Raw genomic sequence first — 15,253 nt, 5'->3', positions numbered from 1 at the left:
GTCTAACGGTATTGAGTGATCTGAACATGTTGGCCATTGCCAGCCTGGGTCACGGCGCTGGTCAGCCCCGTGCCGCTCTGCTGGATGCTGGCGGTGTTGTAGTTGCCGAACTGCTCGATCGACGCGCTGTTGTTGCTACCGCTCTGGCGGATGGCGGCGTTGTTGCCCTGGCCCTGTTGCACGATCGAGGCCATCAGGTCGCTGCCTTCCTGCAGGATGTACGCCTCCTGCGCGCCCCCGGCCTGGACGATCCGGCCCAGCAGGGCCTGACCGTTCTGGTCGAGGGCGGCACGGTTGCCCGAACCTTGCTGCTCGATGACCGCCATCTGGCCGGCACCTGCCGGGATCAGGCGCACGATCACCGGTTCTCCCAGGTCATTGCCGAGCGCAAGGTCGGCGTTGTCCATCAGGTCGTCGGCCCAGCTGGGCTGGAGGACCTGGCCCGCCAGGGCCAGGCAGAGCAGCAGTGGATTCAGGCGTTTCATGGCGGCCTCCCAGGCTTACTGCACTCTGACCGGCACGGTGCGAACGGTGCCTTGGCTGGTGCGGATGGTCGCTGACGGCGTGGCGGTCGGCACCAGGGTGGTGCTGTTGCTGACGATCACCCGCCAGCGCCCGGTCAGCGGTACCGCGGTGCTGCCCAAGGTCACCAGGCCGTTACGGGTGGTCACTTGCACCGTCACGGTGTTGCCGGTGGTCACCGAGGACGTGCCGCTGATGTCCCAGTTGTAACGGTTGTTAGAACGTGCGGTGACGGTTGCCGCGGTGACCGTGAGGGTCTCGGTCGGCGGCTTGGGCGACACTTGCACGGTGACGGTGCCACTGCCCGATAGCGCGCCGATCGAGTCACGCGCCACGTAGGTGAACGTGGTGGTGAACGGCGCGGTGACCGTGGCCGGTGGCGTGTAGGTGACCGTGGTGCCGTTGTGGCTGACCGTGCCGCGACCGATCGGAGGCTGAGTGACACTGGCAACGGCCAGTGGCAGGTTGCCTTCAGGGTCCGTGTCGTTGGCCAACACGTTGATGGTCAGCGGTACGCCCAGGGTCGCCACGCTGTCGGCCACAGCGGTCGGCGCGCGGTTGGGCACGACGTTGACGGTCACCGTGGCCGGCTCGGACTTCAGCCCTTTGGCGTCCTGGGCGCGGTAGCTGAAGATCGCCGGGAAGGCCGTGGTGGCACCGACAGGCGGGGTGTAGGTCACCGAGGTGGTGCCATTGAGAACCACCGAGCCCAGGCCTGTACCCGGTTGGGTGAGGTCGGTGATGGTCAGCGGCATGTCGCCATCGGGGTCCGTGTCGTTGGTCAGCAGGTTGAGGGTCAGCGGCACGCCGACACTGGTCCCGCCGACATCGGCCTGGGCCAGCGGCGGCTGGTTCTCGGCCGTGACCGGTGCATTGCCGACTACCGTCACCGGCTCGACGTCACTGCCGCCACGGGCGGATTTGACCGTCACGGTGGCAGGGGGCTGGGTCAGGTCAGTGACGGTCAAGGTCTGCAGCGTGCCGGACTTGGACAGGCGACCGTAGCCTTGGGCAACCAGGTCTGGTATCTGCACCTCGTCACTGGAGCTGGCCTCGATCACCAGGCGTTTGCTGGCCCAGTCGAAGCGGGCGGTACGAACTTTCACCACGTCGCTGAGCTTGCTCGACAACGCCGTTGGGCGGGTACCGCCTGCGGTGCTGCTGGCCGTGACGACCACCACCGGTGGCGGCGCGGTCTGGTTCAACTGCTGGCTGAAGAACAGCCCGCTGTTGTCGGACAACAGGTTGAACTCGCAAGGCGAGGCTGGGCTGCCGACCAGGGCCAGGCCATAGCGCATGCACAGGCTGGCATCGCTCGGTGCCTTGGCGAACACCTCGACACGGGTGCCATTGCCGTTGCGCTGGTAGGTGGCGCGTTCCAGGGTCGCCGGTGTTTGCGCACGTGGGTCGAGCACTTTGCCCGAGAGCGTGAACACGTTGGTCTGGATGTGCCCGGCCGGGCCGTCGATGGCCACGAAGTTGGTATTGAACGGGCTGCCGGTCACTTCTTCGGTGAGGTTGGGGTCGCCGATGAAGGTGTCGGTGGCGCCAGTGTCCGGGTTGAGCTCGGTATAGAAGCCCTTGGCGCTGCGCAAGAACGGCCCGATGTTGCCCTTGAGCGCGCCGCTGAAGTCTCCGGGAGCGCCGATGCCGATGTCGCGGGTGATGTTGATCGCCCGCCGGCCAGGGGTGGTGACGACCACGGTGTCGACACCGTAGGGGTGGGTGATGCGATAGGTGCCGGCGGTGGGCACCGAGGCGCGGATGCGGATTCGGGCGAAGCTTTGCTGGTCGCCATCGACCGGGTTCTCGGCGGCGAAGGCCGCTTCGACGCCCGCGACGTAGACATCCAGTTCATAGCCGCTGTTGCCCACGGCAGGAATCGAGGTTTCGGCCAGGAACCAGAACATCTCTGGCGGCCAGTTGTCCGGGAACACCAGCGGCAGGGCGTCGTCGTACACGCCCGGCTCCGGCAGCAAGGTGCACATGTAGGCAGGTGCCCCTGGCGCGCCGGGTGCCCGCGAGCTGGTGGCCCGCGATTGGCACAGTTCCAGGGACAGTTCGCTGGCGTCCTTGTACCACATCGGATAACCGCCGGTGGCCAGGGTGTAGGGGCCTGGATCGACCTCGGTGAGCGCAGCCGATACCGCGCCGCTGAGAGAGAGGGAAAGCCCGGCGGCGTAAAGTGCCCGGCGTGGCCAAGTGTTCATGCTGCCTCCTTGAAGGCGGAGCCTTTGTCTGTTCATGGCACCAGCACCACGTCTTCGCTGTCGCTACCGCCGTTGTCGCTGGTGACTTGCACCTTCGCGGGCGGTATTGGCGAGAGCCCTGTGCTCAATGTCTTCACCGCGCCGTTACCGGAGAGGCTGCCGATCAGCGTGCCATTGCCGGTGCGGGCAACCATGGCAGGCGGCGAGGTCTCGTCGCTGCTGCTGGCGACCAGGGTCAGCTGGCCGCTGGCCAGGCTGTATTCGGCGCGGGTGATGGTCACCAGGTCGGTCAGCGGCAGGTTCGCGCTGGTGGCGGTGCTGGTGGGGATGGCCACGCTGTTGTCCGCAGTGACGGTCATGGTGGTTGGCAGCGTCGGGTCGAGCGTCGACTGGGCGTACCAGGTGCCGGTCTTGTTGGCCTCGGTCAGCGGCAGGCTGGGCGACTGGCTGGTGAGGTTCACGGCGGCCGGAGGTGGGGGCGCCAGGACGAAGACATCTTGCTGGGCGCGCAGGTCGCCGTTTTCAGTGTGCCGTGAGTAGGTGCTGCGTTGGGGCAGCAACGGGGTCGGCAGGTTGACGCTGGAGAGCTTGCCGGACACTGCGAACAGCTCGGTGCGCAGGTCGATGCCGTTGGGGCCCTCGATTCGCACGAAGTTGGTGTTGAACGGGCTGCCGGTCACGGCTTCGTTGAGGTTGGGGTCGCCGATGAACCGCTCGCTCGCCCCGGTGCTGGGGTTGGTTTCGGTGTACGGCCCATTGACGCTGCGCAGGAACGGGCCGATGTCACCCTTGAGCGCACCGGTGAAGTTGCCGGGCGAGCCAATGCCGATGTCGCGGGTCATGTTGATCGCCCGCCGGCCCGGGGTGGCCACGTCGAACACCTCGACGCCGTAGGGGTGGGTGATGATGTAGGTGCCTGCGGTGGGCACATCGACGCGGATGCGCACCCGGGCGAAGCTGACCTGGTCGCCCTCTTTGGGTTCTTCGGCGCTGAACGCGGCCTCGACCGCCGAGACATAGCCCAGGTCGATACCGCGGGCGGCGTCGACGATGGCGGCGTCGGCGGTGAACCAGAACGCCTCGTCAGGGAAGTTGGTGGGGAAGACGATTGGCTGGGTGTCGTCGAACACGCCCGGGGTCGGCAGCAGCGTGCACATGTACGACGGCGCGCCAGGCGCCCCGGCCACCCGCGAGCTCACCGCCTTGGTCAGGCACAGGTCCAGTACCCGGCCGTGGGTGTCCTGGTACCACGCGGCGAAGCCGCCGTTTTCCGGTGTGTAGGTGCCCTGGTCGACCGCGTTGAGGGCGGCCTGGGCGGGAAGCTGGAGCATGCTGGCGAAGATCGCCACTGCCAGCGGGTGGGGTATCGGTCGGTGCATGAGTCAAACCCTCCTGCAAACGAGCCCATCGGGTGGGGCGTCTGCACAGGGATCGGCAACAGCCGTGCCACTTTTCTGATATTGCACTGCAGGCCTTGTGGGGCGTGGCTTTGGCGAATCCTACTGAGCGCGTCTGGGCCAAACGGTGGTGGGCTGAGTCCCCCAGCATTGGGGAATTGGGGCGCGTGGTGTGGGGCGTTCTGTCCGTGGGTGAACCCGCTTCTCGACTGGCGTGATGGTGGTGGACGCGGGTTCCCCCGCGAAAAGGCGTTTGCACAGATCGCCAGTGCCTTTACGTAAACGTAAGCTTTGTGCCAACCTGCCTCCCAACCGGATGACGGCCCGGGGATTCTGACGCACACTGCAACAAGTCCCGGAGCCCTTCCCCTGTGGGGGCACAGCTGGAGTAAACGATGGCGCGACAATTTCCAATAACAAACGCCTCCGACCCTTTGCAGGAATCCCGTCAGGCCCGGCTCAAGCTGGCCAACGAGGGCGAACTGCCCTCCGGGATGCTGCGCGAGGAGATCGATGCCTCCTGGCGTCGCAGCCTTGGCCATGGCCTGGACTGCCTGCAGGACGAGCAGGTGGGCTTGGGCACCCGGCCGGGGCATGACCTGCGCTCGCTGCTCGAACACAACCGCCTGCTGATCGACGCAGTGGCCCCGGAGCTCGATTACCTGGTCAAGCGCCAGGGCAAGAGCGGCATCGTCATCCTCGGTGACGCCCAGGCCAACGTCCTGGCCATCGAGGGCCAGACCCACGTACTCGGCCGCGAGGGCCTGCGTGACCTGCACCCTGGCAGTTGCTGGAGCGAGGCGCTACGCGGCACCAATGCCATCGGCACGGCGGTGGTCGAAGGCCGTCCGACGCTGATCAACTGTGGCGAACACTACCTGGACCGGCTGAGCCCGTTCTCGTGCACCTCGGTCCCCCTGCGTGACCCGCGCGGGGAAGTGATCGGCGTGCTGGACATCACCCGCGAAGGGGTGATGACCCAACCCCAGGACAACCTCTCCACCCTGATGCTCGCCGCGGGCAACATCGAAAGCCGGCTGTTCGGTCTGTGTCACCCCGAGCACCTGGTGCTGGCTTTCCACAGTCGCCCGCAATACCTCACCAGTGCCTGGCAGGGGCTGTTGGCCCTGAGCCTGGACGGCGAGGTGCTGGCAGCCAACGACAACGCCTGCCAGCTGTTGCAGGTCTCGCGCCAGGCGTTGACCGGCCGGCGCAGCAGCGACTTGCTCGGCGAACGCTCACCGGCCTTCATCGCCCGCCTGTGGCAGGGTGGGGTCAGCAGTGTGCAAACCGCCAAGGGCGAGTTCTTCTTCCGCGCCCTGCAACTGCCTCGGCACGGCAACCTCGGCGTCAGCGTGGCGCCCGGCAAACCCCTCAATTCGAACAAGTCCCCGGCCCTGGAAGCCCTGGCCGGTGGCGATGCGCGCCTGGCCCGAAGCCTGCGCATGGCGCGTCAGGGCTTGGTCAATGGCCTGCCGGTGTTGCTGCTGGGCGAGACCGGCACGGGCAAGGAAGTAGCCGCCCGCGCCCTGCACCAGGCCAGCCCGCGCGCCGATAAACCCTTCGTTGCCGTCAACTGTGCGGCGATCCCCGAGGGGCTGATCGAGTCCGAGCTGTTCGGCTACCGCGAGGGCGCCTTTACCGGCTCGCGTCGTGGCGGCATGGTCGGGCGCCTGATGCAGGCCCATGGCGGCACGTTGTTCCTCGACGAGATCGGCGACATGCCCCTGGCCTTGCAGGCGCGGCTGCTGCGGGTGCTGCAGGAGCGCCGGGTAGCCCCCTTGGGCGCCGGTGAAGAGCAGGACATCGACGTGGCGTTGATTTGCGCCACCCACCGCGACCTCAAGCGTCTGGTGGCCGAACAGCATTTTCGCGAGGACCTGTACTACCGGGTCAACGGCGTCTCCCTGCGCCTGCCGGCGCTGCGTGAGCGGGACGATCTGGCGAGCATCGTCGAGGGGTTGCTGGACAAGTTCGGCGCCAAGGGCGTGACCCTCGACCCGGCCTTGGCCGAGCTGCTCGAGGGCTTCGACTGGCCGGGTAACATCCGCCAGCTGGAAATGGTGCTGCGCACCGCCCTGGCCATGCGCGAGGAGGGTGAGCAGGTGCTGAGCCTGGAGCATCTCACCGACTGCCTGCTGGACGAGTTGGCCAGTGGCGCGGTGCCCTCCGGCAGCCTGCGCGAAAACGAGCTGGAGCTGATCCGTGGGGCGTTGACCCGGCACCAAGGCAATGTCTCTGCCGCTGCCGAAGCCTTGGGCATCAGCCGGGCCACGCTGTACCGCAAGCTCAAGCACCTGCGCAGCTGACATGGGCGGCCTGTTCGCACGGCTGGTGGAAACCAGCGATCCGCTGCTGATGCGCCAGGCCCTGGCCTGGTTGTATGGTTTCGTGCGCCCGCACCGGCGGGCCATCGCTTTGCTGCTGGGGCTGTCGTTGTGCGCCTCGCTGCTGGCCCTGGCCCAGCCATGGCTGGTCAAGACGCTGATCGACGAAGGCTTGCTGGCGCGCGACTACACGACCCTCTGGCACATGGCGGCGGTGATGATCCTGGCCGGCGTGCTCGGCACGCTGCTGGCAGGCGTCAATCGCTACCTGCACACGCGTTTGTCGGGGCGCATCCTGTTTGCCCTGCGCGATGACCTCTATCGGCATCTGCAGCAGCTGTCGCCGACGTTCTACGGGCGTCGGCGCACCGGCGACATCCTCTCCCGGCTCGACGGCGATGTCGCCGAGATCCAGCGTTTTGCCGTGGATTCGTTGTTCTCGGCGGTGTCCAGCGTGATCGGCCTGCTCGGCGCGCTGACCTTGATGCTGATGCTCTCCTGGCAGCTGTCGCTGTTGCTGGCGCTGTTGATTCCTATCGAAGTGCTGTGGCTGCGTTGGATGCGGCGCAAGGTCGAGCGTGAGGTGCGCAGCCTGCGCGAGCGTTCGACGGACGTGTCGTCGTTTCTGGTCGAGACCCTGCCGGCGATGAAGTTCATCCAGGCGGCGGGCCAGCAAGGCCGCGAGGCCAGGCGCCTGGAGCAGCTCGGCCAGGGCTACATGGGCCAGTTGCTCAAGGTGCAGGTGACCGAGTTCTTCACCCAGGCGGTGCCCGGCACACTCACCTCCTTGTGCCGCGCCTGCGCGTTTCTGGTCGGCGGCTGGTGGGTGATCCAGGGGACTTGGCAGTTGGGGGCGTTGATCGCCTTTTCCACCTACCTGGGGATGGCCGTGGGGCCGGTGCAGAGCCTGCTGGGCCTGTACGTGGCGGTGCAGCGCATGGCAGTGAGCCTGGGCAGGGTGATGGAGCTCAAGCAGGAGCCGGTGGCAGTGCACCAGGCCCCGTCACCCAGGCCCATGCCGGACGGCCCGGGGGAACTGCGTCTGGAGCAGGTGGCCTTTGCCCATGCCGGGCGCCAGGGCGCGGTGCTGCGGGAGGTTGATGTGCGCATCCCGGGCGGGCTGAAAGTCGCCATCAGCGGCGCCTCGGGTGTCGGCAAATCGACCCTGATCGACCTGCTGCAGCGCTTCTACGACCCCGATGCCGGGCGCATCCTGCTTGACGGCACGGACCTGCGCGAGCTGGACCTGCAGGCGTTGCGCCGGCGTATCGCGGTGGTCAGCCAGGACATCGTGCTGTTTCGCGGCACCCTGGCGCAGAACCTGGCCTACAGCACGCCCGAGGCCAGCCTGGCCGACCTGCAGCGGGTGGTATGCCTGACCCAGCTGGAGGGCCTTGTGCAAAGCCTGCCGCTGGGGCTGGACGGGCTGCTGGGCGAGCGTGGCCAACAGCTGTCCGGCGGGCAGAAACAACGCATCGCCATTGCCCGCGCGCTGCTGCAGGACCCTGCGATCCTGGTGCTCGACGAAGCCACCTCGGCGGTGGATGAAGCCACCGAGCGTGAAGTCATCGCGGCCATCGACCAATTGTTCGCCGGTCGCACCCGCATCCTGATCAGCCATCGCGCCTCGACCCTCGCCGACGCCGACCTGCACCTGCAGTTGCACGACGGCCAGTTGCAGGTCAGGCCCCAGGAGGTTGCCGGCCATGGCCAATGAACTGCGTATCGGCGTGATCGACAGCGGTTGCTCGCCCGAGCAGGCTACGACGTTGGTCGCGGCACGGCGTTTTCGGCTCGAAGAGGGGGTGCTGTGCGAAGAGGCGCCCGTGCCTGACCATCTGGGCCATGGCAGTGCAGTGCTGGCCCGTCTGCAATCGGAAGCGGGGGCGCTGCCGATGCTGATGGCCCAGGTCTTCGAGCGGCAGTGGAGCACCAGCGCCCTGCAGGTCGCCGCAGCATTGCTCTGGCTGGTGGAAGAGGGCGCGACTGTGGTCAACCTGAGCCTGGGCCTGCACCAGGACCGGCCCGTACTGCGCCAGGCCTGCGCCGAAGCACAGGCGGCCGGTGTGCTGCTGTGCGCTTCAAGCCCCGCCCGGGGTGGGCCGGTGTATCCGGCCAGTTACCCCGGCGTGCTGCGCATTACCGGTGATGCCCGTTGCGCACCGGGGCAGTGGTCCTGGCTGGGCAGCGGCCAGGCCGACATCGGCGGCTCTGTCGGCGGGCAGGGCATGGCCGGGGCGAGCCTGGCCTGTGCCGCACTGAGCGGGCGGATAGCCCGACTGCTGGAGCAGCACCCCGAGATGGATCATCCCCAGCTGCTGGCGCACCTGCGCGAGGCGGCCGCCTTCACCGGCCCCGAGCGCAGAGGCGCCTACAATGGCTGACCCCCGCATCCTCGTACTGGGCGCAGGCCCGGCAGGCGCAGCCACGGCCTTGGGCCTGCGGCGCCTCGGCTATCCCGTCACGGTGGTCTCGGACTGGCGCCGTTTCGCCGCAGTCGAAGGCGTCTCCGAACGCGTGCTGGAGGGCCTGCGCCATGCCGGGCTGGGCAGGGCGCTGGGTGAGGCGGTGAGCCTGGCGACGCGCCAGGTGCATTGGAATGGCGAGCACCTACGGCTGAATCAGGAATATTTACTCGATCGCCCAGCGTTCGACCGTGCCTTGCGTGGCGATCTGCTGCGCGCAGGCGTGACGCTGATCGAAGGCCGGGTGCGCGACATTCGCCATGACGGCGGGCACCAGGTGCGGCTGGAGGATGGTCAGGTGTTGCGGGCTGACTTTCTGGTGGAAGCCCGTGGTCGCCAGGCACCCCTGGCGGCCGATCGGTCGCGCGGTCCGGAAACCGTCAGCCTGCTCAACCGTTGGCAGAGCGCGCCTGGGGAGCCCGCGTCGGCAGTGCAGAGCCTGGACGATGGCTGGGCCTGGATGGCGCGCCTGGCCGACGGCCAGTGCTACTGGCAGATCACGCTCGATGCCGGCGCGGCGGGCCTGCCGGGCAAGGCAGCGCTGCCAGCGTACTGCGCCGCACGGCGCGCGCAGTCGGCGCTGGTGGCGGAGCTATTCGATGAGCAGGCGCTGCAGCCTTGCGAGGTGCATGCCCGCAGCAGCACGGCGATCCTGGCGGGCGAATGTGTGGGCAATGACTGGATACGGGTGGGGGATGCAGCGATGGCCGTGGACCCCTTGTCGGGCAATGGCATCTTCCAATCGCTGTCGTCGGCGTTACAGGCACCGGTGGTGATCAACACCTTGCTGCGCCGGCCCGAGCGCGCCGCCTTGGCGCGACAGTTTCACCAGGAACGGATCGAGCAGTTGTTCCTGCGCTTTGCCCGTATCGGGCGGGACTTCTACGCCCAGGAGCTGGGCCGTGCCGAGCACCCGTTCTGGGCACGGCGCCGGGCATGGCCGGACGCCGAGCCGATGCACGCGGCGGCAGATTGGCAGGCCGTGCAGGTGGCGCGCCGGCCAGTGCTGCGCGAGAGCCTGGTGGAGGAGGCCGAGGTGGTCGTGACCCGGGACCAGCCGCTGGGGATCTGGCACTTGCAGGGGGTCGAACTGGCCCCGGTGGTGCGGGCGGTGCGGGCGGGCGAGGCGTTGCAGTCGGTACTGGGCGCGATGGCGGTGGAGCAGCAAGGGATGGTGCGGCGGTGGCTGGGCGAGCAGGGGTATCGGTGAGACTGCTGGGGCTGCACAGCAGCCCCACACCGCTAGAAGAAGGTCCCGACCAGCAGTTGCAGGTAGGTCCCGGTATCCCGCCCGCCCAATTGCACGCCACCGTCACTGGCACTGCGCTCAGGGGTGTAGAACCCCACCAACGGGCTGATCAGCAGGTGGTCATTGACCATCCATTCCACATACAGGTCCACTTCACGCCCGCCCAGATTGCCTTGGTCGGTGTCCAGGGTATCGAAGTCGAAATACAGCGCGCCCAGGGTCAGGTTGTCCCGTGGCTTGGCCTTTAGCCCGACGTGATGCACCTGGGTGTTGCTGTTGAACGGCCCTGCATAGTTGGCCGCAACCTCGCCCTGGAACCAGGTGCCATAGCCGCGGCTTGCGCCGTAGAACAGCGGGTCGAAGTCCTCGGAGAAGCGGCTGTAGCGGTAGGTGGCCGTCGGCGACCAGGGCAGGCCGGAGAAGGTCCAGTTGCCCTCCAGGTACCAGGCGTCCTCGCGCCCGCCGGTGCGGTCCTGGGTGACGTATTCGGCGGCCAGCTCCAGGTCTTGCACACCCAGGCTGCCGCGCCCGCGCAGGCTGTAGGTGTCCATGCCATCGCGGTGCTCCAGGCCCATGATCTGGGCATAGCGACGGTCGACGTCCAACCCACGGATCCAGCTCACGCCGAGGGTGCCTGCGTCGGCGACATGCTCCAGGTTGGTCACGGCCAGGGACGTATCGGCCTGGTAGTGGTTGTCGGACTTGAGCCACATCAGGTCGCCTCGCCAGCCTTGGCTGCCGCCCAGGCGCACGACCGCCGTGCGATCGAAGGCCTTGCGCGCGGCCAGGTAATAGGCGCCGCCGCGGTTGAAGTTGGCGCCCAGATCGACCTTGCCGAGGTTGACCGGGTCCCCCTGGATCAAGAACCCATCGCCCAGCGTCACCACCTGGCGTCCGCCCGAGATATCGATGCCATCTTCACCCAGCGCCGGGAACAGAGTGCCCGAACGCCAGCCCAGGTAGGCATCCTCCACGGCGGTACGGCGTTCGTCGCCCAAGGTGAGCCCGGCGGCGTCGCCATCGCCCCAGGTGGCGGAGCTGAGCAGGCTGAAGGCGCCATACAGCGAACCTGCTTCGGCCAAGGCCTGGCTCCCGCTGAGCCCGTACTTGATGTAGCCCTCGCGCCAGGCACTGCTGCCGGGCTGACGGTTGCCGGCCTGGTTGAAGCTTTCGTCACTGTGAAACACGCCGAACAGCGCCTCGAGGTCGGCGTTCAGGACAGTGCCATCCTGGTTGTACAGCTCCTGGGCCTGGGTGAGGGGGGCGGCGGCCAGCAGGGCCAGAGTGCAGGCGAGTGTGTGCCTCATGGTGTGCTCCATGTTTGTTTTTGTTTTGTTGTCTGTTGCGGCCTCTTCGCGGGTAGACCCCCACAGGTACTACGCAAACCCTGTGGGAGCAGATTGACCCGCGAATCGGGCGACGCGAATTGAAGATCAGAGCTTGATCAGCACCGACTTGAGCTCGGTGTAGTGCTCGATGGCGTTGGCCCCCATCTCGCGGCCGACGCCGGAGAGCTTGTAGCCACCGAAGGGCAGTGACGGGTCCAGGGCGCTGTGGCAATTGACCCACACCGAGCCAGACTTGATACGCGGAATCATCCGGTGCACCGCGCCCAGGTCGTTGGACCAGATGCTCGCCCCCAACCCGTAGGGGTTGTCGTTGGCCAGGCGCACCACCTCATCGATATCGTCGAAGGGCATGGCCACCAGTACCGGCCCGAAGATCTCCTCCTGGACCAGGCGATGACGCTGGTCGACGTCGACGATCACCGTCGGCTTGACGAAGTAGCCGGGCCCGAAACCTTCGCCCCCGCAGGCGATGGTAGCGCCCAGCTCACGGCCTAGGTTGATGTAGCCGGTGACCCGGTCCTGTTGCTTGGCCGAGATCAGCGGGCCCATCTGCACCGAGGGGTCCAGGCCATTGCCCAGCTTCATGCCATTGGCAATGCCCGCGATGTCGGCCACCACGTTGTCGAAGTGTTTGCGGTGTACATACAGCCGGGAGCCGGCGCAGCACACCTGGCCTTGGTTGAAGAAGATCGCCGTGGCAGCGCCTGCGGCGGCTTCCTGCAGGTTGGCGTCGGGCATGACGATCGTGGGCGACTTGCCGCCCAGTTCCAGGGTGACTCGGGTCATGTTGTCCATGGCCGCCTTGCCGATCTGCTTGCCGACCTCGGTGGAGCCGGTGAAGGTCAGTTTGTCCACCCCCGGGTGGCTGCTCAGGGCGGCGCCGGCGTTGAGGCCGGTGCCAGTGACCACGTTGAAGACCCCGGCCGGGTAGCCAGCCTCGTCCACCAGTTCGGCCAGTTTAAGGGCGGTCAGCGGGGTTTCGTCGGCGGGCTTGAGCACCAGGGTGCAGCCGGTGGCCAGGGCCGGGCCGAGTTTCCAGCAGGCCAGCAGCAACGGGAAGTTCCAGGCCACGATCGCACCGACCACGCCCACCGCCTCGCGGCGGATGAAACCGTGGAACTGCTCGTTCGGCATCAAGGGCAGGGACGGCTCGACGGTGCTGCCTTCGATCTTGGTCGCCCAACCGGCCATGTAGCGCAGAAAATCGATCGCAAGCTGCACATCCATCACCTGGGCCACGGCAGCGCTCTTGCCGTTATTCAGGCATTCGAGCTCGGCCAGCACCTGGGCGTCGCGCTCCATCAGGTCGGCCAGGCGCCACAGCAGGTTCTGCCGTTCGCGTGGGCGCAGGCGGCTCCAGGGCGAGTCGTCGAAGGCCTGGCGCGCGGCGTTCACTGCCCGGTCCACATCCTGCGGGTCGGCCGAAGGCACTTCGCCCAGAATCTCACCTGTGGCCGGGTTGCGAAAACTCATGGTCCGGCCGCTGGCGGCGTCCTGCCAGTCAGCGCCGATGCGCATCTTCAGCTTGCGCTCGAGAAACGCGCGGGTGGCAGGGAGGAGGGGCAGTTCGCAATGCATGGTTCGGTGCCTCTTGTCATTGGAGTGTGGAGGCACCTGCGCAATGGCCGTGCCAAGGCGCGGCGGGTGCGGCGATGGCCTTGAATGACAAGGCTTTCGTGCCGGGTCGAGGTCCAGTGCCAGGGGCTATGCTGTTGCACATTGAGACGGGATGAGACGGTGGTGAAACAGTGGGACCGAGTTGGGCGCTTCGCGGGTGAACCCGCTCCCACAGGTACAGCGGTGACAGTCAGTGCACCGCAGAAGCGGTGGGGTTGCTGCTCTCAATTTACAGCGGTGCTTTGGACAGCACCGCAGAACCTGTGGGAGCGGGTTTACCCGCGAAGCGCCTGACGCCGAAGCCGTGTCTCACACTGAAACAACCTGTCGCGAAATGGGACGTTCCGGCTCGCCAGTGGCGATATGAAATCTCTGCCAAAAAGCAATCAACGCATTGAAAACAAAGGTTTTTACGAAGGCTGGCACACTTTCTGTATCAGCCCTCGGTACATGCACCAGCGGTATCAGAGCGTGCGATAACGATAAGAACAACACCGTGGAGGTCTGACCTTGAAGACGACTCGACTCCGGCGGCATGCGGGCAAATTGGCGCTGGTCGCCGCCGCACTGCTGAGCACCCAGGCCATGGCGGCCGAGCAGGGCCCGAGCCTGTTGCAATCGAAGTGCATGGGGTGCCATATCCCCGAAGGCAACGACAGTTACAGCCGCATCAGCCACCAGCGCAAGACGCCCGAAGGCTGGCTGATGAGCATCGCGCGCATGCAGGTGATGCACGGCCTGCAGATCAGCGACGATGACCGTCGCACCTTGGTCAAGTACCTGGCGGACAAGCAGGGCCTGGCGCCCAGCGAGACCGAAGGCGTGCGCTACGCCATGGAGCGCCGGCTCAACACCGTCGAGCATTTCGACGACCAGACCAGCCAGATGTGCGGCCGCTGCCACTCCGGCGCTCGCGTCGCCCTGCAGCGTCGCCCCGCTCAGGAATGGGAGCACCTGGTCAACTTCCACCTCGGCCAATGGCCATCCCTCGAATACCAGGCCCAGGCCCGCGACCGCGACTGGCTGGACATCGCCTTGAAGCAGATGGTCCCGGACCTGGCCAAGCGCTACCCCCTCGACAACCCCGCCTGGGCCCAATGGCTCAAGACCCGGCCCAAGGCCGATGCCTTGCCGGGCCAGTGGGCCTTCAGTGGGCACATGCTGGCCAAGGGCGATGTGCGCGGCGTGATGAGCGTGACCGCCGACAAAGACGACACCTTCAAGGTCGAGGTCAAGGGCACCTATGCCGACGGCACGCCGTTCAACGGTAGCGGCTCGGCGATTCTCTACAACGGCTATGAATGGCGCGGCAACGTGAAGGTCGGCGACAGCAACCTGCGCCAGGTGTTCGCCGCACTGGACGGTGAGATGAAGGGGCGCATGTTCGAAGCTGACCACGACGAGCGCGGCCTGGACTTCAGCGCGGTGAAGGAGGGCAAGGCACGTCTGCTGGCCGTGCAGCCGGCGTTCATCAAGGCCGGTAGCGAAAGCGAGATCACCCTGGTCGGCAGCGGCCTGTCCGGCAAGCCGGCGCTGGGGGCTGGGGTGGAGGTGACCGAGGTGCTGGAGGCCACGCCGACCCAGGTCAGGGTCAAGGCCCGCGCCGCGGCCGATGCTGCGCCGGGTCAGCGCGAGGTGGCTGTCGGTGCGCTCAAGGGCGCGAATCTGGCGGTGTACGACAAAGTCGACGAGGTCAAGGTGGTGCCTGCGTTCTCCATCGCCCGCATTGGTGAGAACGGCGGCTCCACACCTAAGGTCCAGGGCCGCTTCGAGGCCGAGGCCTGGGGCAAGGACGCCAGCGGCCAGCCCCTGCGCATCGGCTACCTGCCGGCCAAATGGAAGGTCGAGCCGTTCAACGAGCGCGCCGTGGAAGACGAAGACGTGAAGTTCGCCGGCCAGATGCAGCCTGACGGCATCTTCATGCCGGCCGGTGCCGGCCCCAACCCCGAGCGCAAGATGATGACCAACAACGCCGGCAACCTGAAGGTCATCGCCGAACTCGAAGACGGCGGGCAGAAGGGCGAAGGCCACATGATCGTCACCGTGCAGCGCTGGAACAACCCGCCGTTGCCATGACGGCCGGTTGTCGCGCGTGCCACCGAAGAACGGGCTGAAGA

General features: G+C 66.9%; 10 protein-coding genes. 5 read left to right on the top strand and 5 right to left on the bottom strand.

Annotated features, from left to right (window positions below):
• Nucleotides 1-2: 2 nt before the first annotated feature.
• Genes ACNFCH_RS11710 through ACNFCH_RS11700 form a run of 3 tightly spaced genes read right to left on the bottom strand, consistent with a single transcriptional unit; the run spans nucleotide 3 to nucleotide 4,111 of the window.
• Nucleotides 3-485 (bottom strand): curlin, encoded by a 483-nt coding sequence (locus tag ACNFCH_RS11710; RefSeq protein WP_416742837.1) that lies wholly within the window; start codon nucleotides 483-485, stop codon nucleotides 3-5.
• 15 nt (nucleotides 486-500) lie between these two features.
• Nucleotides 501-2,732: an Ig-like domain-containing protein gene (locus tag ACNFCH_RS11705; RefSeq protein ID WP_416742836.1), complete on the bottom strand. Its 2,232-nt coding sequence runs from the start codon at nucleotides 2,730-2,732 to the stop codon at nucleotides 501-503.
• Nucleotides 2,733-2,764: 32 nt separating this feature from the next.
• Nucleotides 2,765-4,111, bottom strand: a complete 1,347-nt coding sequence (locus tag ACNFCH_RS11700) for a hypothetical protein (RefSeq protein WP_416742835.1) — start codon at nucleotides 4,109-4,111, stop codon at nucleotides 2,765-2,767.
• A gap of 413 nt (nucleotides 4,112-4,524) precedes the next feature.
• On the opposite strand from ACNFCH_RS11700, the gene ACNFCH_RS11695 reads away from it, so the two are divergent.
• From ACNFCH_RS11695 to ACNFCH_RS11680, 4 genes are read left to right on the top strand one after another with little or no spacing between them, the layout of a single operon-like run.
• The gene (locus ACNFCH_RS11695) at nucleotides 4,525-6,438 is read left to right on the top strand and encodes a sigma-54-dependent Fis family transcriptional regulator (RefSeq protein WP_416742834.1); all 1,914 of its coding nucleotides are present in this window, start codon (nucleotides 4,525-4,527) and stop codon (nucleotides 6,436-6,438) included.
• 1 nt (nucleotide 6,439) lies between these two features.
• The gene (locus ACNFCH_RS11690) at nucleotides 6,440-8,173 is read left to right on the top strand and encodes an ABC transporter ATP-binding protein (RefSeq protein WP_416742833.1); all 1,734 of its coding nucleotides are present in this window, start codon (nucleotides 6,440-6,442) and stop codon (nucleotides 8,171-8,173) included.
• Nucleotides 8,163-8,840 carry a S8 family serine peptidase gene (locus ACNFCH_RS11685; RefSeq protein WP_416742832.1) on the top strand — a complete coding sequence of 226 codons (678 nt, stop codon included), beginning with the start codon at nucleotides 8,163-8,165 and terminating at the stop codon, nucleotides 8,838-8,840. Before ACNFCH_RS11690 ends, ACNFCH_RS11685 begins: the two co-directional genes overlap by 11 nt.
• On the top strand, nucleotides 8,833-10,131 hold the full coding sequence (locus ACNFCH_RS11680; protein WP_416742831.1) for an NAD(P)/FAD-dependent oxidoreductase: 1,299 nt from the start codon (nucleotides 8,833-8,835) through the stop codon (nucleotides 10,129-10,131). The genes ACNFCH_RS11685 and ACNFCH_RS11680 overlap by 8 nt, the downstream gene beginning before the upstream one ends.
• Nucleotides 10,132-10,163: 32 nt before the next feature.
• Here the strand turns inward: ACNFCH_RS11680 and ACNFCH_RS11675 are convergent, their stop codons facing one another.
• Nucleotides 10,164-11,477 (bottom strand): hypothetical protein, encoded by a 1,314-nt coding sequence (locus ACNFCH_RS11675; RefSeq protein ID WP_416742830.1) that lies wholly within the window; start codon nucleotides 11,475-11,477, stop codon nucleotides 10,164-10,166.
• 126 nt (nucleotides 11,478-11,603) lie between these two features.
• Entirely contained in the window at nucleotides 11,604-13,097 is a 1,494-nt protein-coding gene (locus tag ACNFCH_RS11670) for an aldehyde dehydrogenase family protein (protein ID WP_337157323.1), read from the bottom strand.
• A 549-nt stretch (nucleotides 13,098-13,646) separates the two neighbouring features.
• Between ACNFCH_RS11670 and peaA the strand changes: the two genes are divergently transcribed.
• Nucleotides 13,647-15,212, top strand: a complete 1,566-nt coding sequence (peaA, locus tag ACNFCH_RS11665) for a quinohemoprotein amine dehydrogenase subunit alpha (protein WP_416742829.1) — start codon at nucleotides 13,647-13,649, stop codon at nucleotides 15,210-15,212.
• Nucleotides 15,213-15,253 lie beyond the last annotated feature (41 nt).

Source organism: Pseudomonas sp. NY15354 (genome assembly GCF_048068075.1).
GTDB lineage: Bacteria > Pseudomonadota > Gammaproteobacteria > Pseudomonadales > Pseudomonadaceae > Aquipseudomonas > Aquipseudomonas guariconensis_C.
Note: the sequence above shows the minus strand (reverse complement) of the source record. Positions and strands in the feature narration are given on the sequence as shown.